The organism is Saccharothrix sp. NPDC042600, assembly GCF_040647305.1.
In the GTDB taxonomy this organism is placed as follows: domain Bacteria; phylum Actinomycetota; class Actinomycetes; order Mycobacteriales; family Pseudonocardiaceae; genus Actinosynnema; species Actinosynnema mutabilis.
The window spans coordinates 97,485-116,133 of the sequence record NZ_JBEZBW010000007.1 but is presented as its reverse complement, the minus strand read 5'-3'; the positions used below and the strand labels follow the sequence as shown (position 1 = coordinate 116,133).

Here is an 18,649-nt window from a genome sequence, read left to right as displayed (position 1 = left end):
TGCGCCCGTCTCAAGCGGATCGCTCGCCGCTGCCCAACCTCGGGAACGGGTCGGTGGAGAAGACGACCTCCACCGGCACCTCGAAGTACTGCGCGATGCGCAGCGCGAGGTAGAGGCTCGGGCTGTACTCGCCGCGCTCCAGGTAGCCCACGGTCTGGTAGTGGATGCCCAGGGCCTCGGAGAGTTGCCGGCGGGAGACGCCGCGCTCCGCGCGCAGCATCGCGATCCGGTTGTGGACGGTCTCGCTCACCCCATGCCCCTCTGCAACGCCGCTTGCCGGCGTTGCTCCATGTCCGCGCCCGACTCGCGGCGGGCCATCCGTCGCAGGATCGTAGGCGCGAGCACGAACCCGACCACCGCCCACACCCCCAGGACGCCCACCATCTCCAGCGTCCGCCACGACCCGCCGATCTCGGCCGCCGCCGCCTCGTGCGGCAGCAGCGCCGACCGCGCGCCCAGTCCCACCCAGTACACCGGGAAGACCTGGCCCAGGCCCTGCAGCCACCCCGGCAACGCGTGGATCGGGTAGAAGATGCCCGAGATCGCGACCACCCCCATCATCGGCAACATCGTGAAACCCATCGCGCCCTGCGGGCTCTTGGCGATCGACCCCGCGATCGCGCCCCACGGCAGGGTCGCCGCCAGGCCCAGCAGCAGCACGGGCAGCACCGCGAGCCACCCGGCCAGGCCCGCGTCGGTCAGGTCCGGGATCAGGATCAGCGCGGGCAGGATGCCGACGACCAGGCCGAAGAAGATGTCCAGCGACGTCTGGACGACCCGGCCGACGACGTAGCCGACCATGCCGTTGGGCACGGCCTTGGCCCGCAGCAGGGTGCCGTCCTCGCGGTTGAGCGAGAGCTGGCCGGCCGGGCCGACCAGGCCGCCGAACGCGACCGACGCGCCGATCATGCCGGGCAGCGACAGCGCGGCGAGGGACAGCGTGGTGCCGTCCACCTTCGAGTCGCGCTGGAAGAACAGCACCAGGGTGTAGGCGATGGCGATGAACAGGTTGTAGACCTGGTCCGAGCTGCCCAGCGAGTGGCGGAACTCCGTCCAGCCGCGCTGGAAGCCCAGTCGGACCGCGTGCGTCGTCGGGTTCACAGCGCCGCCACCTCCCGGCCGGCCATCTGGCCGCTCTCGAACCGTTGCACCAGCTCCAGGTACGTGTCCTCCAACGTGCTGCGCCGCACCTCCAGCTCCGAGATGCCGGCGGGGTGCTGCCCCAGCAGCGTGCGCACGAACGCCGTCGCGTCGTCAGTGGCGTGGACGTGCCGCGTGCCGTCCTGCGTCCAGCGCACCTCGGACTGGCCCTCGACCTGGCGGCTGAGCTGGTCGGGGCTGCCGTCGGCGATGATCCGCCCGCCCGCGAGCACCAGGATGCGGTCGGCGAGCTTCTCCGCCTCGGCCAGGTCGTGGGTGGTGAGCAGGATGGTCATGCCCTCCAGGTCGGACAGCCGGTGCACCAGGTCGTGGAACTCGCGGCGGGCGTGCGGGTCGAAGCCCGCGGTCGGCTCGTCCAGGAACAGCAGCTCCGGCTTGCCGACGATGCCGATCGCCACGTCCAGCCGCCGGCGCTGGCCGCCGGAGAGCCTGCCGGACTTCTTGTGCGCGTGCTCCTCCAGGCCGACGGTCTTGATCAGCTCGTCGGTGTCGAACGGGCGGGTCCGGTCGGGGGTGCCGTAGGGCGCGTAGTAGCGGCCGAGGTGGTCCAGCAGCTCGCGGACCTTCCAGCGGGCGTGGTCGCGCCACGACTGCAGCACCACGCCCAGCTTCGCGCGCCACAGCTCGTCCCCCTTGGCCGGGTCCACGCCCAGCACCCGGACGTGCCCCGCGGAGCGCATCCGGAAGCCCTCCAGGATCTCGATCGTCGTCGTCTTGCCCGCCCCGTTGGGCCCGAGCAGCGCGACCACCTCGCCGCGTTCGGCCGCGAAGTCCACCCCGTGCAGCACGTCCGCGGTGCCGTAGCGCATCCGCAGGTCGCGCACCTCGATGACCAAGGCCGGCCACCTCCCCCTGTCGAAGTTGTCGGGCGATTTGTAGCACATGTACTACGGCTCGTACTAGCTCGATTCACTTACGGCTTATTTACTTCACGGGTTCGTGAATCTTCTGTAGCTTGCGAAGTAGGTCCCTGACGCACTGGGAGGTGTGCGAGATGACCGAAACGCTGTACCCCGAACTGCCCACCACGCGCAGTTCGCCGTTCGACCCGCCCGCGGCACTGGGGGTGTTGCGCGAGAGCGAGCCGATCACCCGGATCTCGTTCCCGGACGGCCACCTGGGCTGGCTGGTGACGACCCACGCGCTCGCGCGGGAGGTGCTGGCGGACAACCGGTTCAGCAACCGGGTGGAACTCCAGCGCTCGCCGATCCGCGTGGGCGGCAAGCCGATCCCGCCGCAGCCGCCGGCCAAGCCGGGCATGTTCATCAACATGGACGGCCAGGAGCACGCCAAGTACCGCCGGTTGCTGACCGGCCAGTTCACCGTCCGGCGGATGAACCAGCTCATCCCCCGGATCGAGGCCATCGTGCGCGAACACCTGGCCGACGTGCGGGCGCAGGGCCCGGGCGCGGACCTGGTGGAGGCGTTCGCGCTGCCGGTGCCCTCGATGGTGATCTGCGAGCTGCTGGGGGTGCCCTACGAGGAGCGCGAGTCGTTCCAGCGGGACACCCGGACGTCGTTCACCCTGACCCACGACTTCGAGGAGATCAGGGCGGCGTTCGAGCGGATCGAGGACTTCGTCGCCGACCTGGTGCGGCGCAAGCACGACGATCCGGGCGACGACATGCTCACCGGCCTGGTCCAGACCGGCGAGCTGACCGACGAGGAGGTCGCCAACATGGGGCTCCTCCTGCTCGTCGCCGGCCACGAGACGACGGCGAACATGCTGGGCATCGGCACGCTCACGCTCCTGAACCACCCGGAGCAGCTGGCCGCGTTGAAGGCCGACCCGTCCCTGGTCGACAACGCGGTCGAGGAGCTGATGCGCTACCTGTCCATCGTCCAGTTCGGCACCACGCGGGTCGCGCTGGAGGACGTCGAGCTGGGCGGCGTCACCATCAAGGCGGGGGACTCGGTCAACATCCACATCCCGACGGCCAACCGGGACCCGGCCAAGTTCGACCACCCGGAGGAGTTCGACATCCACCGCCCGGCGACGGGTCACGTGGCGTTCGGGCACGGTGTGCACCAGTGCCTGGGCCAGCAGTTGGCGCGCATCGAGATGCGGGTGGGCTTCACGGCCCTGTTCCGGGAGTTCCCGGACCTGCGCCTGGCGGTGCCCGCGGAGGAGGTGCCGATGAGGGACGACATGGCCATCTACGGCGTGCACAAGCTGCCGGTGGCGTTCTCATGAGGATCGAGGTGGACCCGGAGCGCTGCGCCGGTTCGGGCATGTGCGCCCTGACCGACCCGGCGGTCTTCGACCAGTCGGAGGACGACGGCACGGTGGTCCTGTTGACCGCCGAACCGATAGGGCACGAGCGGGAGGCCCGCGAGGCCGCCCACCTGTGCCCGGCGGGGGCCATCAAGGTGATCGAGTAGGAACGACCGGGGCCCGGGGCGCACACCGCGTCCCGGGCTCCCGGCGGTCCGGCCGGGGTCGCCGGCCGGCGGCGGTCCGGCCGGTCATCGCCCCCGGCGGTCCGGCCGGTCGCCGCCGCCTCGGCTAGCGCGTGCCCACTTCGGCCAAGCCGGTCCGGCCCACCGACTGCCACCGCACCGGCGTCCCGTGCAACGCCGTGACCAGCGACTTCACCACCACCAGGTAGGTCAGCTGCCGGTAGGCCAGCTGTTGCAGCGGGAACGTCCACAACGGCTTCAGCGACTCGCCGTCCAGCCGCAACGCGTACCCGGCGCTCACCGTCTGCATCACCAGGAACAGCGCCCACACCACCAGCGCCCAGGGCGCGTCCGCGATGAACGCCCCGTAGACCACGAAGACGTCCAACGCCGGCGCGAGCAACGGCAGCACCACGTGGAACAGCAGCAGGTAGGCCAGCCCCAGCCGACCCATCCGCCCCCGCGCCGCGCGGTGCTTCCACATCGACTGGAACGTCCCGTACGACCACCGGTACCGCTGCCGGTAGAGCCCGCGCACGCCGGTGGGCACCTCGGTCCACGCCCGCGCCCCCGGCTCGTACACCACCCGCCACCCGGCGCGGGTGATCGCCATCGTCGCGTCGGTGTCCTCGGCGAGCGTCTCGGCGCTGATCCCGCCGACCTCCGCCAGCGCCTCCCGCCGGAACGCCCCGATCGCGCCGGGGATGGTCGGCAGGCACCCCAGGGCGTTGAGGATCTGCCGGTCCAGGTTGGACCCCGCGCAGTACTCCAGGTGCTGCCACCGCCCGAACACCCCGCCGCGGTTGGCGACCTTCACGTTGCCCGACACCGCGCCGACGCCGTCCACGCCCAGCGGCCGGACGACCTTGCTCACCGTGTCCGGCTCGAACACCGTGTCGCCGTCCACCAGCACCAGCGCGTCGTGCCGCGCCGCGGCGATGCCCGCGTTCAAGGCCGCCGGCTTGCCGGCGTTCTCCTGCCGCAGCACCCGCACCCCGGGCAGCCCGAGGTCCTCGACCAGCCGGGCGGTCCCGTCGGTGGACCCGTCGTCGACCACCACCACCTCGACCGGGGCGGGGTGCCGCGACGCCACGATCGACGTCACCGCGGCGACGATGTTGGCCGACTCGTTGTAGGCGGGCACCACCACCGACACCGGCGGCGCGTGCTCCACGTCCACCACCGCGTCGGCCCGCCGCAACCGCCGCGACGTGTGCGCCAACCCCAGCTGCATGACGGTCCGCAGCAACGCCAGCACCGCCACGATCGCGCTCAGCACCCCGAGCACGACCACGACCGCACCGCCGTGCCGCTGGGCGAGCGCCAGCGCGTGCCCGGTCACCCGTTGCCCGAACCCGGCCGTCACCACCTCGCCCCGCCCGGTCGCCGCGCCCAGCCCGACGAACCGGTGCCCCGGGTACCGGTCGGCGAGGAGGTCCACCACCCCGGGCGCGCTGCTCGTGACGTGCAGCCGCACGACCCGGCCGACGTCCGTGGCGGCCAGGATCGCCTCCGGGTCACGGACCTCGACGTCGACCGTGTCCGGATCGGCCTCGGACAGTCCGGTGTGGACCGGGGCGACCGCCGCCAGCGCCGCCCGGCTGAACGCGCCGTCCCACGAGGAGTCCGGCCCGGCGCGGAACGTCCCGACCCCGACCTCGTGCCCCTCGGCGACCATGCGGCGCACCAGCTCCGGGTGCCGGTTGACCGCCGACCCGACGACGAAGAACGTCGCCCGCGCCTTCCGCGCCGCCAACCGGTCCAGCAACCGGGGCGTGTACCGCGGGTCCGGGCCGCCGTGGAAGACCAGCGCCACCGTGCCCGCCGGCACCGGCTCGGCCGGCGCCGCGGCCCGCGGCGAGGCCGGGGGCACGGCCGTCGCGTACGCGTGGAAGCTCAACGCCCCCAACAACAACGCCAGCCCCACCAGCAGCGAGATCCAGTGCGACCTCACCCCGCCTGCCCCACCACGGTGGCGAGGATCACCAACGCCAACCCCAGCAACGACGCCGCCACCGCGACGCCGACCACACCCATCAGCCCCCGGCGTCTGCCCGTCTCGTCGACGAAGACCTGCTTTGCCACCACGTTCCCCCCACACGCACCACCGCGACGACGACACCGGCCGCCACCGCCGCCGCCATCGACGGGAACGCCCGCACCACCAGCGGCGCGGACGAGATCACCAACTCCCGCAACGACTTCCCACCCAGTGCGGCCCCGCCCACCACGAGCGCCGCGCACAGCACCGGCGGCGCCGGGACGACCGTCCACAGCCCCACGGGCCGCACGACGGCCGCCGCCACCACCGAGCCGACCACCAGGAAGACGCCGAAGAGCCACCCGGGTTGCTCGCCGTCCACCCAGACGCCGATCCCCGCGAACACCCCGGCCACCGCGAGCGCGGCGAGACTCGGCAGGTGTGAGATCCGGTCAACCACCGTGCGCCCCCCAGCGTCTGAACGGCCATAGGCTACGCGACGGGGGGTGTTGTCGGTGCGGGAGTTCTCACTGGTGGTGGCGCGGATCGCGTGGATCGCGCTGGCGGTGGCGGTGTTGGCCGGGTCCGGAGTGGCCTGGACCACTTATCACGATCTGGACACGGGTCTGCGCCGGTCGCGGGCGATCCCGGCGGACGCCCCGCGCTCGGAGGACGGGCTGAACGTGTTGCTCATGGGCCTGACCACGCGGCGGGACCTGGACGGCAACCCGCCGCCGGACGACGTGCTGGAGAAGCTGCACGCGGGTGACGTGGACCGGGGCGGTTACAACGCGAACACGTTGATGTTGGTGCACATCCCGGACGACGGGTCGCCCGCGACGGCGATGTCCGTGCCGCGCGACAACCACGCCGTGCTGCACGGCGTCGAGGGCACGCCGCGGGAGAAGATCAAGGAGGCCTACGGGCGGGCCAAGGAGGACGAGGAACGCCGGCTGGTCGCCGAGGGCGGGCACGACGCGGCGGAGCTGGAGTGGCTGGGCCGCGAGGCCGGGCGACGGGCGCAGGTGGCCACGGTGCGGGAGTTCCTGGGCGTGCCGGTGGACGCGTTCGCCGAGCTGAGCCTGACCGGCTTCTACCACCTGGCCGAGGCGCTGGACGGCGTGGACGTGTGCCTGAACGCGGCGACCGCGGACCGCGAGTTCTCCGGCGCGGACTTCCCGGCGGGCAAGCAGCGGCTGGACGCCGCGCAGGCGCTGGCGTTCGTGCGGCAGCGGCACGGCCTGCGCCACGGCGACCTGGACCGGACCCGGCGGCAGCAGGCGTTCCTGAAGTCGGTGCTGCTCCGGGTCCGCGAGCAGGGCCTGGCCGCCCTGGGCCCGGTGGTGGACGTGGCCAAGCGCAACGTCGTGCTCTCCGAGGGCTGGGACGTGCTGGACGTGGCCCGGCGGGTCACCGGCGTCCGGTTCACCACCCTGCCGATCACCGGCACGCCGGAGGCCGACGGGCGGGAGGCGATGCACACCGCCGTGGGCATCACGCTGGGTCGCCTGACCGCGCCCAAGCCGTCCACGACGGCGTCGAAACCGACCACGACCAAGCCCTCTCCGCCACCACCGGCGGACGGCATCCCCTGTGTGGACTAGCGGAACACCGCCCACCGCCACGGCCGGGTGACAACGGGTCCGCGCCCTTGCTCCGGCCGGGGCGCGCGCGCACTCTTCGTGGACCACCTCGAAGGACGCCCGGTGGCGCGGGCTCCCCGGCGAACAGCCGTCCGCGCCACCGACTTCGACGCGCCTTCTCCGCCAGGCCGGTTCGAAAGGTGAGTCCCATGTCCGACCAGCAGAGATCCCCGTCCGAGAACGACCGCCCGTTCATCCCCGAAGGCGAACCCCTCGACCTGCCCGCCGGGCAGTTGACCGTGGCCGACGCCGACACCTGGTACTACTTCCGCGCCCAGTTCCTCACCCAGGACGGCACCAACGCGTTCGGCTACTTCCACCCGGTCGGCCCGAACCCGAGCACGTCCTTCTGGGACTACATCTGCATGCGCACGTGGCTGGAGAACGCCTGCCAGTTCAAGTTGGAGGACACCGACGAGCGCGGCTGGTCGAAGTGGCTGATCCGCGCCGACGGCAACCACTTGGCCCTCAAGGCGACGTTCTGGTACTACCGCGCGTCGGCGTACACGGCGCGGTTCGCCATCGTGGACGGCTTGCTCTACAACGACTACAAGGGCGGCCCGGCGGGCGCGGTGTGGGACGAGACCCTCGTGAGCCCCGCCTACTACGTGGGCCAGAACCTCGGCGACCGCGTGAACCTCACGCAGTGCCAACTCGTCCCGGTGGGCGCCCAGGCCGAAGCCGCGGCGCCGGCCGCCGCCGGCGCGGTCACCCCTTCCTGAGCACCTCGATCACGGCGGGGTAGTCCGCGCCGCCGTGCCCGGCCGCCACGGCCCGTTCGATGAGGCTCTTCACGTAGGTCAGCAGCGTGGCGTCGACGCCGCGGTCCCGGGTCGCGTGGACCAGGTGGTCGGCGGCGGAGATCTGCATGTCCAGCCGGGCCTCCCGACTGGTGAAGTCGCCGCTGTCCACCTGGTCGGCCATCGCGGGCAGGAACGACGCCACGGTGCCGAGCATGCCCTGCGCCATGGGCAGGAACGCCTTGGCCGGCACGCCCTCCCGGTCCACCAGCGCGGTCGCGGTGAGGTAGCCGGTCAGGGCGGCGTACATGATCGTCAGCAGCGCGGTGTCGAACAGCGCCGCGAAGCCGGGGTCCTCGCCGACGAAGGTCGCGGTGCCCAGCGCTTGGAGGACGTCCTCGTGCTCGGCGTAGAGGTCCGCCGGGCCGGAGTAGAGGATCGTCGCCGCCGGTGTGCCCACGGCGGGCGGCGTGGTCATGATGCCGCCGTCGAGGTAGCGCCCGCCGCGCTTCCCGACCTCGGCGGCCATCTCGCGCGCCTGGTCCGGGGTGCCGGTGGTGAGGTTGACGACGACCTTGCCGGTGAGGTCGGCGGGGAGGGTCTGTTCGACGGCGCGGTAGTCGAGCACGCACACCACGACGATCGCGCCGGCGTCGACGGCCTCCGCCGCGGTGCGCGCGCGGGTCGTGCCTTCGGGGCCGGGGCGGTCCGATCGGGTCCACACGGTCGTGGGGTGCCCGGCGCGCTGGAAGGCGGTGGCGAGTGCCGTGCCCATCAGGCCGAGGCCCAGCACGGTCACCTTCTCTCGTTCGTTGGTCACGGCTTCATCGTCGGCGCGGGCGCTTAGACTGATCAAGTACGCACAAAATGGTGACCACTTACCTTTGTGTAACCGGGGGGCGGTTCAGCGGTGGTGCGGAAGCGGCCTTACGTGTGCGGGATCGACGCGGCGCTGGACGTGGTCGGCGGCAAGTGGAAGGTGCTGATCCTGTGGGCGTTGTCCACGGGCACCAAGCGGTTCGGCGAGGTGAAGCGGGAGCTGCCCGGGGTGAGCGTGAAGGTGCTCACCGAGCAGTTGCGCGAGCTGGAGGCCGACGAGATCGTGACGCGCCACGAGTACGACGAGATCGTGCCGCGGGTGGAGTACTCGCTGACGGAGTTCGGCCGGTCGCTCAACGAGGCGCTGGGGCCGTTGGGCGCGTGGGGCACCCGGCACCGGGCGCGCATCGAGTCGTTGCGGGCTAACGCTTGACCCGGGCGTCGTAGTCGCGGCGCGCCCGCTCCACGGCGTCGAGGTTGACCGACCACTCGGCGATGGTGGCGAACAGCGGCGCGAGGCTGCGCCCGAGGTCGCTGATCTCGTACTCCACGCGCGGCGGCACCTCGGCGTGGTAGGTGCGGGTGACGAGCCCGTCGCGTTCCAACTGCCGCAACCGCTGGGTGAGCACCTTGGGGCTGATGGTCGTGATCCGCCGTTCCAGCTCCACGAACCGCTGCCGGCCGAACTCGTTGAGCGCCCACAGGATCGGCGTGGTCCACCGGCTGAACACGAGGTCCACGACGGGGGCGATCGGGCAGGCGAGTTCGGGCGCGACGTCGCCGCGCAGTGTGTTCCCGGTCACTTCACCCGTCACTTTCCTCTAGGTACCTACTAACCCCAGGATAGTAGCTTCGCCCCTCGGAAGATCCAGGACGTTCGAGGGAGTCGAAGATGATCGTGGTGACCGGGGCGACGGGCAACGTGGGCAGGCCCCTGGTGGAGACCCTGGTGGCGGCGGGCGAGGAGGTCGTGGCGGTGTCCCGCGGGACCGGCCTCGACGGCGTCCCCCACCACCGCGCGGACCTGACGGACCCGGCGTCGCTCGCGCCGGCGCTGGCGGGCGCGTCGGCGGTGTTCCTGCTGACGTCCCCGGACTACCTGGGTTCCGGCGCGGCGTTCGGGGACGTGGTGGACGTGGTCCGGGCGGCGGGCGTGCGCCGGGTGGTGCTGCTCTCGTCGCAGGGCGTGGCGACCGGAAGGCACCCGGACGGCATCGAGGAGGCGGTGCGGTCGTCGGGTCTGGAGTGGACGGTGCTGCAACCGGGTGCGTTCTCCAGCAACGCTTTCCAGTGGGCGCACCCCATCAGCACGTCCCGCACGGCCGCCGCCCCGTTCGGCGACGTGGCCCTGCCGGTGGTCCACACGTCCGACATCGCGGACGTGGCGGCGGCCGCGCTGCGCTCCGAGTCCCACGCCGGCCGGTCGTACGTCCTGACCGGTCCGGCGGCGATCACGCCCCGGCAGCAGGTGGCGGCGATCGGTGAGGCGTTGGGCGAGCCGGTGGAGTTCGTGGAACTGAGCCGGGCGGAGGCGAAGGCGGGGATGCTGCGGCACATGCCGGAACCGGTCGTGGAGACGACCCTGGACCTGCTCGGCACCCCGACGCCCCTGGAGCAGTCGGTGAGCCCGGACGTGGAGTCGGTACTGGACCGCCCCGCCCGGCCGTTCGGGGACTGGGTGCGGCGCAACGTGGTGGCGTTCAAGTAACCGGCGAAGACCGTCACCACCAGCGGCCGATGGTGGTGACGTCCGCGCCGACCCGGCGCACGACCGTTCCGGCGTCGTGCAGGGAGCCGGTGAGGTTCGCACCGCGCAGGTTGGCGTCGGTGAGGTCGGCGCGGTTGAGGTCCGCGCGGAACAGCCGCGCGTCCTGGAGGTCGGCGACGATCAGGTTGGCGTCGCACAGTTCCGCACCGGCCAGGTTCGCCCGCACGAGGTGCGCGCGGGTGAGGTCCGCGTCGCGCAGGGAAGCCCGCGAGAGGTCGGCCCCGCTGAGGTTCGCGCGGGCGAGGTCGGCCCCGTCGAGCGCCGCGTAGCTCAGCCGCGCGTCGGCGAGGTCGGCGTCGGCGAGCGTCGCGCCGCGCATCGGCACCCCCGTGAGGCGGGCGGACCTGAGTTTCGCCCCGCGGAGGTCGACGTGGGCCAGCTCGGCGCCTTCCAGCTCGGCGTCGCTCAGGTCGGCCGCCGCCAGGTCCGCGCCACGCAGGCCGGCTCCACCGAACCGCACGCCCCGCGCCACGACCCCGCGCAGCACCGCGCCGTCCACCCGGGTGTGGGTGGCGTCGCTGCCGGTGAGCACCGCGCGTTCCAGGTCGGCGCGACGCAGGTCCGCGCCGACGAGGGTGGACCGCGAGAGGTCGGTGTCGGAGAGGTCGGCGGCGGCGAGGTTCGCGCCCTTCAGCCGCGCTCCGGCCAGACACGCCCCTGTCAGGTCAACCCTGGTGCCGGCGTCCTTGGTGGGATCACGGCGGCCCAGCACGCTCAACGCGGCCTGGATGTCGGCGGCCACCACCTCCGGGCACACCGTGGTGTTCGTGCGGATGAACGCCGACAGCACCTCGATGATCGTGGGCTGGTCACGCGGCGAGTCGAGGGCGAGCCGTTCCAGGGCGTAGATGCCGCCGAGTCGGGCCTGCACCCCATCGGGCCCCTGCTGCCCGAGCTGGTCGACCGCCTCGGTGTAGCGCTCGGTGAACTGGCTCTGCTCGGCGACCGCGTTCTGCCGGTGCGCCGCCGCGACCTGGTCACGGGTGGCGTTGAGCGACAACCCGGTGAAGACCACGGCGCCGACCGCGGTGATCGCGGTGACGGCCTGGGTGACAGCGGCCAGCCGTCCGGCCGTGCGCGCACGCCCACCGGACGCCTCCCGAGGGGCGCGTCCGGTGGCGCGCCGAGCGCGACGCGGGTGGCGTACCGCGATCGCGGGCCGTCGGGATGTGCTCACACAAGAGATATCGCGGTACGCGGCACCGTGCTACGGAGGAATCAGTCCGCTTAGGACCTCGATCGTGGCACGTCAACCGGCGATCGTGACGCCCGCCCAGTAGACCGGGGTGCCGGCGCGCAGCCCCCGGTGGTCGCGGATGACACCGAAGTCGCTGGTGAAACCGCTGCCGTCGGCCAGGACTCCCCGCAGGTGGAGCACGGTCTGACGGGCGGTCCGCCGGACCCCGACGACCTCCGGCCGAGTCTGTCCGGGTTCCCGGCCCATGTTCCGGGCGCTCTGGAGCAGGTTGCGGCAAGTCGCGTCGGCGGCGGCAAGGAACCGGCACAGGCCCAGGTGGTCACCGGACCGCGCCAAGCGGACCGCCTCGTCCAGCACGGCTTCGGCCTCGGCCCGGCTCGGCGGCTCCGCGGAGTCCCGGGCGAACGCCTCGTGGCCGCCCACCACCAACGGCACGCCGAGCAGCACGGCCAGCGCGCGCGAGCGCCGGCGGTTCCGCGGGTGACCCATCCGGAAACCGCCCTTCTACCGAGCCGTGCCTGGTGGGGCCGGTGGGGTTCGAACCCACGACCTGACGGATTATGAGTCCGCTGCTCTGACCAGCTGAGCTACAGCCCCCTGACGTGCGGTTCAGGAGAGTACAGATCAGCCGCCCCCGCGTCTCAGCAACCCGGCAGCACGTGACCAAGCTGTGTGCCGGCCGCTACGGGGCGCCGAGGTCCGACGGGCGGTAGCCGGTCGGGTAGCCGGGGTACGTGCGGTTGTCCGGGTCGTTGGTCAGGCGCGGGGTTCGGCGGGGTGGGAGGTGGCGGACGGCTCGGGCGCGCAGGCGCAGCGCCACGGGGGCCAGGCGGGTCACCAGCGCCGGGGCCGGGGTGAAGCCGAAGGACTCGATCATCCGGTCGTCCAGCATCGCCCGCACGGCCGTGGACGTCCACGCGCGCGGCAGCGGGTACCAGGAGCAGAACAGGTCCAGCGTGTACTGGCCGATCCGCCGGTTGGTGTCGCTGTAGCGGAACCGGCTCTCCTCGTACTCCCGCTTGAACGCCCGGAACCCCTCGTACGTGTCCGGCACGCCCCTGATCGCCATCCGGTCGCCCACGGCCCGGTAGAAGTGGTACGCGCCCAGCCGTTCCTGCTCGGTCAACGGCCGCCAGCCGAACCGGTCCAGCCAGTCGATCGGCTCGTACACGAACGTGGACAGCACGTACTTCATGTCGTCGTTGTCGATGTCGTACCGCCCGTGCAGCCGGTTGACCACCCGCAGCGCCTCCTTGCCGCGCGGCGAGTCGTAGCCGTGGTCCACCAGCTCGGCCATGAGCAGGGCCGTGTCGTCGTAGCGCTGCTGCGGTCGGTGCTCGAACTCGCCCGTCTCGGCCAGCAACCGCGAGATCGACGGCACGCAGTAGGTCTTGAACAGGGCGAACTCAAGGGACCGCACGTAGTCCCACGGGAACTCGTACCCCGACGACAGCCGCATGATGCGCTGGTGGTCGCGCTCGGGGTCAAGTGACTCGATCAGGCGTCGGTTGGCGAAGCGGTCCGGCATGGGGCGAAGCCTGCCGGCAGAAACCGGCCCCGAACGTGTGACAAACGGGTGACGCGCGGGTACCCCTGACCCATGAGACGACGAAACCCCAGGTCAGGTGACCTGGGGCTGCCATCGCGCTCCCCCAACTGGATTCGAACCAGTAACCCTTCGATTAACAGTCGAATGCTCTGCCGTTGAGCTATGGGGGAATGTTCGGTTGTCTCGGCCGGGCCTCTCGGCCCGACAGGACGTAACTCTAGCGCATGCGGAAGAGTGCTTGCGAACACCCCCCTCCCTTTTCCGGCAGGATGGGTGTGACCAGGCACGATGGGAGGAGAGGAGACCTCATGAAGGGCATCCTGCTCGGCGCGGCCGTCGGCTACGTCCTGGGCGCCCGGGCCGGCCGGGAGCGGTACGACCAGATCGTCCGCGCGTACCGCTCCCTCGCCGACCACCCGGCGGTCCAGGGCGCGGCGGGGATCGTCCGCGCGAAGGTGAGCGAGAAGACCGGCTTCGGGAAGCCCCGCCAGACCTCGAACGCCAACGGCCACCGCCGCGACCCGGTGATCCCCCGGGCCTGACCCCTCGGCCACCGGTCGAGGACCCGCCGCCCGCCGGGCGCACCCCCAAGGTGCCCGGCGGGCGTCTCGGCGTCAGCGGACGTGCGCGACCGCGAACACCCGCCGGAACGGGAACCACGTCGTGCCGTCCGCCCGCTGCGGGTAGGCCGCGCGCAGGAGGGGCGCCAGGCGCTCGCGGAACCCGGCCCACGCCACGTCGTCCAGGGCCGCGCGCACGGGCCGCAGAGCGGTGCCGGTGATCCACTCCAGGACGGGGTCCGCCCCGGTGAGCCGCTGGAGGTAGGTCGTCTCCCAGGCGTCCACGTCGGCCGCGCCCAACACCTCCGCGTACCCGGCCGGGTCGAGCACCGGCGACTCGCGCAGCTCCACGTGCGGGCACAGCTCCGCCGCCAACTCCCGCACGATCTCGTGCGACGGCCCCGCGAAGTTCCCCGGCACCTGCATCGCGAGCCACGCCCCGGACGGCAGCTCGGCCACCCACCGCCGCAGCAGCTCCTCGTGCCCCGGCACCCATTGCAGCACCGCGTTGGTCACCACGACGTCGGTGTCCTCGGCCGGCCGCCACGCGGCCACGTCCGCGACCCGCGCCGCCAACCCCCGCGCACGCGCCTCGGCGACCATCTCCGGCGACGAGTCCAGCGCCTCGACCTCCGCCGCCGGCCACCGCTCGGCCAGCGTCACGGTCAGGTTCCCCGGACCGCACCCCAGATCGACCACCCGACGCGGCGACCACGCCCCGACGCGCGCCACCAGCTCGTGGAACGGCCGCGCGCGGTGGTCGGTGAACGCCAGGTACTTGGCCGGATCCCACATGGAGGCACCCCCGAATAACAGTACGGACGTACGGACACCGTACGCCTGTACTGCTAGCGAGGGCTAGCCCCGCAGGGCGGCGATCTTGCGGGCCACCTCCGCCGCGATCCCCCGCAGCTGCTCGGTGTCCGCGCCGGCGTCCGGCCGGAACTGGAGCACGAGCCCCGACCCGGGCACCTTGCGCTGCACGAACCACGCCCGCAGGTCGTCCCGCCGCTCGCTGACCTTGATCGACCCGGTCACCCGCGCGTGCACGACCTCGGGCACCCTCCCCGGCGACTCCAGCGCGAACCGCACCGGGTCCAGGTCCCGCAGCACCACGGCGTCCCCGGCGTGGCCCTCCTCGACCGCCTCGACCACGCTGAGCGCGCCGCCGCGCCAGACGGCCTTGCTGACCAGGTGCCACCCGACGCGGCGCGGACCGGGCAGCCACAGCCCCAGCGAGGTCGCCACCAGGAACCCGTCGCCGACCACCGCCGACGCCAGCACGTGCTCGTCGCGCTCCAACACCCCGGTGAACCCGGCCGGCGCGCCCGACCCGAACAGCCGCCGCAGCACACCCCTCACAGCCCGCTCACCGCCTGCTCGCCGAGTTCCTTGTGGTAGGCCTCCAACGCGATCAGGTCGCCGAACAGCGCCCGGTACTCGTCGGCCTCCTCGACCGGCGACACCCGCCGCAGCCGCGACTTGATCTCCACGATCTGCGCGGCCACCAACAGCTGCTGCAACCGGGTCAGCACGCTCTGCACGTACCGGTACTCGTCCTCCGCCCGCACCTGCAACGGCTCGACGGCCAGCTCGGTCAGCACCGACCGCACGACCTGCTGGTGGCAGTTGCGGCTCACCGCGTCCACGAACGCCGGCCCGGACAGGCCGCCGGACGCGCCGCCCGCCTCGCGGATCGCCTGGTGCAGCGCCAGGTACACGGGGTGGGTGAAGGCCTCGTCGGGCAGCGAGTCGTAGTACGGCCCGGCCATCTCCGGCAGTTGCAGCGCGGACTTCACGGCCTCGCGCTGGTGCCACAGCCGGGGGTCGCGCGGGTCGGGCCGGGTCGGGCCGTCCACCTCGACGGCCAGGGCGCCCTGGTTCGGGTCCACCGGCCGCGGCCGGCCCTTCGCGGGAGCACGCCCGTTGGCGACCTCGCGGACCCGCTTGACCACGGTGGCCTCGTCGTCCCAGCCCACCCACCAGGCGAGCTTGGTCGCGTAACCGTCCCGCTTGGCGCGATCCTTGATCTGGGCGACGAACGGCACCATCTTCTTCAGCGCCTCGACGCGGCCGTCCACCGAGTCCAGGTCGTAGGCCAGCAACTGGGTCTTGATCGCGAACTCGAACAGCGGGGTGCGGCGCGCGACCAGGTCCCGCACGGCGACATCGCCCTTGGCCTGGCGCAACTCGCACGGGTCCATGCCGTCCGGCGCGATCGCGATGTAGGTCTGCGCGGAGAACTGCTGCTCGCCCTCGAAGGCCTTGAGCGCCGCCTTCTGGCCCGCCGCGTCGCCGTCGAAGGTGAAGATCACCTCGCCGTTGAGGTCGTCGTCGATCAACAGGCGGCGCAGCACGGTCATGTGGTCCGCGCCGAAGGCCGTGCCGCACGACGCGACCGCCGTCGGCACGCCCGCCAGGTGCATGGCCATCACGTCGGTGTAGCCCTCGACCACGACGGCCTGGCGGCGCTTGGCGATCTCCCGCTTGGCGAGGTCCAGGCCGAACAGCACCTGGGACTTCTTGTAGATCGGGCTCTCGCTGGTGTTGAGGTACTTGGCCTGGATCGGGTCGTCGTCGAAGATCCGGCGCGCGCCGAAGCCGACGACCTCGCCGCCGAGGTCGCGGATCGGCCACAGCAACCGGCGGTGGAACCGGTCGATCGGCCCCTGCCGGCCCTCCTTGGTCAGCTGCGCCTTGATCAGCTCGGTCAGCTCGAACCCGCGCCCGAGCAGGTGCTTGGTGAGCTTGTCCCAGCCGCCGGGGGCGAACCCGCAGCCGAACATCCGCGCGGCGGCCTCGTCGAACCCGCGCTGCGCCAGGAACTCCCGCGCCTGCACCGCCTCCGGGGACGCGAGCTGCTCGGCGTAGAACTCGGCGGCGGCCCGGTGCGCCTCCAGCAGCCGGGACCGGGTGCCCCGGTCGCGCTGGACGGTCGCCCCGCCGCCCTCGTAGGTCAGCTGGATGCCCGCGCGGTCGGCGAGGCGCTCCACCGCCTCCACGAAGCCGAGGTGCTCGATCTTCATCACGAAGGCGATCACGTCGCCGCCCTCGCCGCAGCCGAAGCAGTGGAACGTGCCGTGCGAGGGGCGGACGTTGAAGCTCGGCGACTTCTCGTCGTGGAACGGGCACAGCCCCTTCAACGCGCCACCGCCGGCGCGGCGCAGCGAGACGTGGTCGCCCACCACGTCGTCGATCCGGCTGCGCTCCCGCACCAGCGCGATGTCGCTGTCCCGGATTCGTCCTGCCACGTCGACCGAGTCTAGTGCCGGCAGACTGGGGGTCGTGACCGCCGCCGAAGAGACCCTCGCCGACGACTTCACCGGACACCGGTCGCACCTGGTGGGCGTCGCCTACCGGCTCACCGGCAGCGTCGCGGACGCCGAGGACGCGGTCCAGGAGGCGTGGCTGCGGCTGTCCGGCCTGCCCGACCGGGCCCGGGCGGAGATCGCCGACCTGCGGGCGTGGCTGACCACCGTCGTGGGGCGGATCTGCCTGGACCGGCTGCGCTCGGCGGCGGTGCGTCGCGAGAAGTACGTGGGCCAGTGGCTGCCCGAGCCCCTGGTCACGTCCTCGGAGGACGACCCGCTGGACGCGGTGGTCCGCGACGACGGCGTCCGCATGGCCGCGCTGGTCCTGCTGGACAACCTGACCCCGGAGCAGCGGGTGGCGTTCGTCCTGCACGACGCGTTCGGCGTGCCGTTCGACTCGATCGCCGCGACCCTGGGCTGCACGGTGGCCACGGCCCGCCAGCACGCCTCCCGAGGCCGCCGCGCCGCCGCCGTGTCGCCCCCGCCGCCACGCGTGGCCCTGGACGAGCAGCGGGAGGTCCTGGAGAAGTTCCTGGCGGCCCTGCACAGCGGCGACACCGAAGCGGTCATCAGCCTGCTGCACCCGGACGCGGTCGTGGTCGGCGACGGCGGCGGGAAGGTCCGGACGGCGGTCAACGTGGTCACCGGCCGCGACAAGGTCGCCCGGTTCCTGCTGGGTCTGCTGCGCAAGTACGGCGGTCTCGACCAGGGCGAGCCGGTCCTGGTCAACGGCGACCCGGGCCTGAAGTTCCGGGCCCGGCCCGACCTCGCCGCCCGGGTCAGCACGGTGGTGCTCAAGGACGGCAAGGTGGCCGCGTTCTACGACTTCGCCAACCCGGACAAGCTCAGGCACGTGGACTTCTAGGGCATCGGGACCCGGCACGCGTCGCCCGAGGTGAAGCCCTGGTCCACGATGCCCAGCGCCGAGTTCATGCGGGCCCGCATGTTCTCCAGGGCGATCAGGTAGGTCAGCTCCACCACGCCGTCGTGGCCCAGCCGCCGGTCCAGCTCCGCGACCTGCTCGTCGGTGACGGCGGTCGGGGTGTCGGTCATGGCGTCCACGTAGGCGAGGGCGAGCTTCTCGATCTCCGAGTAGCGGTCGCTGTTCGCGTGGTCGTGGATCTCCTTCAGCCGGTCGATGTCCAGGCCCGCGTGCTTGATCAACATCTTGCCGAAGTCCACGCACCACGAGCAGCCCAGCTTGACCGCGGTCGCGTAGACGACCAGTTCCCGCAGTTCCAGCGGCAGCACCCTGGCCGCGCGTTCGACGCCCATCTCGTGCCGCGCGCTGGCCATCATCAGCTTGCGGTGGTGCGCGGACACCGCGACCGGCTCCGGCACGGCGCCGAACTTGCGCTTGGAGAACCAGTACACGGCCTTGAGCAGCGGGCCGGCCTGCTTCGTGGTGACCGCCGGGATCCTGGGCATGTCCCCTCCTAGTCCTCAAGTGGTTGCACACCGGGGACGGGACAGCCGCCGGGAACGTGACACCCTCGGGTGCCCGGTCCCGGCGTGACGA

At 72.2% G+C, this 18,649-nt stretch carries 23 protein-coding genes and 2 tRNA genes; 8 read left to right on the top strand and 17 right to left on the bottom strand.

The window, feature by feature from the left end:
• Positions 1-10 precede the first annotated feature (10 nt).
• The 3 genes from AB0A74_RS08175 to AB0A74_RS08165 are packed head-to-tail and all read right to left on the bottom strand — an operon-like array spanning position 11 to position 1,970.
• Entirely contained in the window at positions 11-250 is a 240-nt protein-coding gene (locus tag AB0A74_RS08175) for a helix-turn-helix transcriptional regulator (RefSeq protein WP_358248153.1), read from the bottom strand.
• Complete coding sequence (locus AB0A74_RS08170) at positions 247-1,101, bottom strand: ABC transporter permease (RefSeq protein WP_358248152.1); 855 nt, start codon at positions 1,099-1,101, stop codon at positions 247-249. The genes AB0A74_RS08175 and AB0A74_RS08170 overlap by 4 nt, the downstream gene beginning before the upstream one ends.
• A complete protein-coding gene (locus tag AB0A74_RS08165; RefSeq protein ID WP_358248201.1) occupies positions 1,098-1,970 on the bottom strand; it encodes an ABC transporter ATP-binding protein in 873 nt (290 codons plus the stop codon). Before AB0A74_RS08165 ends, AB0A74_RS08170 begins: the two co-directional genes overlap by 4 nt.
• Positions 1,971-2,155: 185 nt before the next feature.
• Here AB0A74_RS08165 and AB0A74_RS08160 point away from each other — a divergent pair, with 185 nt between their 5' ends.
• On the top strand, positions 2,156-3,355 hold the full coding sequence (locus tag AB0A74_RS08160; protein WP_358248151.1) for a cytochrome P450: 1,200 nt from the start codon (positions 2,156-2,158) through the stop codon (positions 3,353-3,355).
• The gene (locus tag AB0A74_RS08155; protein WP_358248150.1) at positions 3,352-3,543 is read left to right on the top strand and encodes a ferredoxin; all 192 of its coding nucleotides are present in this window, start codon (positions 3,352-3,354) and stop codon (positions 3,541-3,543) included. The genes AB0A74_RS08160 and AB0A74_RS08155 overlap by 4 nt, the downstream gene beginning before the upstream one ends.
• Before the next feature lie 124 nt (positions 3,544-3,667).
• Here the strand turns inward: AB0A74_RS08155 and AB0A74_RS08150 are convergent, their stop codons facing one another.
• The 3 genes from AB0A74_RS08150 to AB0A74_RS08140 are packed head-to-tail and all read right to left on the bottom strand — an operon-like array spanning position 3,668 to position 6,002.
• Positions 3,668-5,515 (bottom strand): glycosyltransferase, encoded by a 1,848-nt coding sequence (locus AB0A74_RS08150; RefSeq protein ID WP_358248149.1) that lies wholly within the window; start codon positions 5,513-5,515, stop codon positions 3,668-3,670.
• Positions 5,512-5,646 (bottom strand): hypothetical protein, encoded by a 135-nt coding sequence (locus AB0A74_RS08145; RefSeq protein ID WP_358248148.1) that lies wholly within the window; start codon positions 5,644-5,646, stop codon positions 5,512-5,514. The genes AB0A74_RS08150 and AB0A74_RS08145 overlap by 4 nt, the downstream gene beginning before the upstream one ends.
• On the bottom strand, positions 5,598-6,002 hold the full coding sequence (locus AB0A74_RS08140; RefSeq protein WP_358248147.1) for a DUF6542 domain-containing protein: 405 nt from the start codon (positions 6,000-6,002) through the stop codon (positions 5,598-5,600). The genes AB0A74_RS08145 and AB0A74_RS08140 overlap by 49 nt, the downstream gene beginning before the upstream one ends.
• A gap of 55 nt (positions 6,003-6,057) precedes the next feature.
• Here AB0A74_RS08140 and AB0A74_RS08135 point away from each other — a divergent pair, with 55 nt between their 5' ends.
• Positions 6,058-7,146, top strand: a complete 1,089-nt coding sequence (locus AB0A74_RS08135) for an LCP family protein (protein ID WP_358248146.1) — start codon at positions 6,058-6,060, stop codon at positions 7,144-7,146.
• Between the two features lie 188 nt (positions 7,147-7,334).
• A complete protein-coding gene (locus tag AB0A74_RS08130) occupies positions 7,335-7,907 on the top strand; it encodes a hypothetical protein (RefSeq protein WP_358248145.1) in 573 nt (190 codons plus the stop codon).
• On the opposite strand, the gene AB0A74_RS08125 is transcribed toward AB0A74_RS08130, so the two are convergent.
• Entirely contained in the window at positions 7,894-8,745 is an 852-nt protein-coding gene (locus AB0A74_RS08125; protein ID WP_358248144.1) for an NAD(P)-binding domain-containing protein, read from the bottom strand. The genes AB0A74_RS08130 and AB0A74_RS08125 overlap by 14 nt on opposite strands.
• Positions 8,746-8,835: 90 nt before the next feature.
• On the opposite strand from AB0A74_RS08125, the gene AB0A74_RS08120 reads away from it, so the two are divergent.
• On the top strand, positions 8,836-9,177 hold the full coding sequence (locus AB0A74_RS08120; RefSeq protein ID WP_358248143.1) for a helix-turn-helix domain-containing protein: 342 nt from the start codon (positions 8,836-8,838) through the stop codon (positions 9,175-9,177).
• On the opposite strand, the gene AB0A74_RS08115 is transcribed toward AB0A74_RS08120, so the two are convergent.
• Positions 9,167-9,532: a helix-turn-helix domain-containing protein gene (locus AB0A74_RS08115; protein WP_358248200.1), complete on the bottom strand. Its 366-nt coding sequence runs from the start codon at positions 9,530-9,532 to the stop codon at positions 9,167-9,169. The two genes, AB0A74_RS08120 and AB0A74_RS08115, sit on opposite strands and share 11 nt — an antisense overlap.
• Positions 9,533-9,636: 104 nt before the next feature.
• Between AB0A74_RS08115 and AB0A74_RS08110 the strand changes: the two genes are divergently transcribed.
• Entirely contained in the window at positions 9,637-10,452 is an 816-nt protein-coding gene (locus AB0A74_RS08110) for an NAD(P)H-binding protein (protein WP_358248142.1), read from the top strand.
• 13 nt (positions 10,453-10,465) lie between these two features.
• Here the strand turns inward: AB0A74_RS08110 and AB0A74_RS08105 are convergent, their stop codons facing one another.
• The 5 genes from AB0A74_RS08105 to AB0A74_RS08085 form a co-directional block, all read right to left on the bottom strand.
• On the bottom strand, positions 10,466-11,689 hold the full coding sequence (locus AB0A74_RS08105; protein WP_358248141.1) for a pentapeptide repeat-containing protein: 1,224 nt from the start codon (positions 11,687-11,689) through the stop codon (positions 10,466-10,468).
• 72 nt (positions 11,690-11,761) lie between these two features.
• The gene (locus AB0A74_RS08100) at positions 11,762-12,199 is read right to left on the bottom strand and encodes a hypothetical protein (RefSeq protein ID WP_358248140.1); all 438 of its coding nucleotides are present in this window, start codon (positions 12,197-12,199) and stop codon (positions 11,762-11,764) included.
• A 30-nt stretch (positions 12,200-12,229) separates the two neighbouring features.
• Positions 12,230-12,307, bottom strand: a tRNA-Ile gene (locus AB0A74_RS08095).
• 85 nt (positions 12,308-12,392) lie between these two features.
• Positions 12,393-13,238 carry an oxygenase MpaB family protein gene (locus tag AB0A74_RS08090; protein ID WP_358248139.1) on the bottom strand — a complete coding sequence of 282 codons (846 nt, stop codon included), beginning with the start codon at positions 13,236-13,238 and terminating at the stop codon, positions 12,393-12,395.
• 119 nt (positions 13,239-13,357) lie between these two features.
• Positions 13,358-13,429 (bottom strand) — tRNA-Asn (locus AB0A74_RS08085).
• Between the two features lie 138 nt (positions 13,430-13,567).
• Here AB0A74_RS08085 and AB0A74_RS08080 point away from each other — a divergent pair.
• On the top strand, positions 13,568-13,801 hold the full coding sequence (locus AB0A74_RS08080; protein ID WP_358248138.1) for a hypothetical protein: 234 nt from the start codon (positions 13,568-13,570) through the stop codon (positions 13,799-13,801).
• A 72-nt stretch (positions 13,802-13,873) separates the two neighbouring features.
• On the opposite strand, the gene AB0A74_RS08075 is transcribed toward AB0A74_RS08080, so the two are convergent.
• The 3 genes from AB0A74_RS08075 to dnaG form a co-directional block, all read right to left on the bottom strand.
• Positions 13,874-14,614, bottom strand: a complete 741-nt coding sequence (locus AB0A74_RS08075) for a trans-aconitate 2-methyltransferase (RefSeq protein ID WP_358248137.1) — start codon at positions 14,612-14,614, stop codon at positions 13,874-13,876.
• Between the two features lie 63 nt (positions 14,615-14,677).
• Positions 14,678-15,181, bottom strand: coding sequence for a hypothetical protein (locus AB0A74_RS08070; RefSeq protein ID WP_358248136.1), 504 nt, complete (start codon positions 15,179-15,181; stop codon positions 14,678-14,680).
• A complete protein-coding gene (dnaG, locus tag AB0A74_RS08065; RefSeq protein ID WP_358248135.1) occupies positions 15,178-17,070 on the bottom strand; it encodes a DNA primase in 1,893 nt (630 codons plus the stop codon). The genes AB0A74_RS08070 and dnaG overlap by 4 nt, the downstream gene beginning before the upstream one ends.
• 34 nt (positions 17,071-17,104) lie before the next feature.
• Between dnaG and sigJ the strand changes: the two genes are divergently transcribed.
• Positions 17,105-17,995, top strand: coding sequence for an RNA polymerase sigma factor SigJ (gene sigJ / locus AB0A74_RS08060; protein ID WP_358248134.1), 891 nt, complete (start codon positions 17,105-17,107; stop codon positions 17,993-17,995).
• On the opposite strand, the gene AB0A74_RS08055 is transcribed toward sigJ, so the two are convergent.
• Positions 17,992-18,558, bottom strand: a complete 567-nt coding sequence (locus AB0A74_RS08055) for a carboxymuconolactone decarboxylase family protein (RefSeq protein WP_358248133.1) — start codon at positions 18,556-18,558, stop codon at positions 17,992-17,994. The genes sigJ and AB0A74_RS08055 overlap by 4 nt on opposite strands.
• Positions 18,559-18,649: the final 91 nt, after the last annotated feature.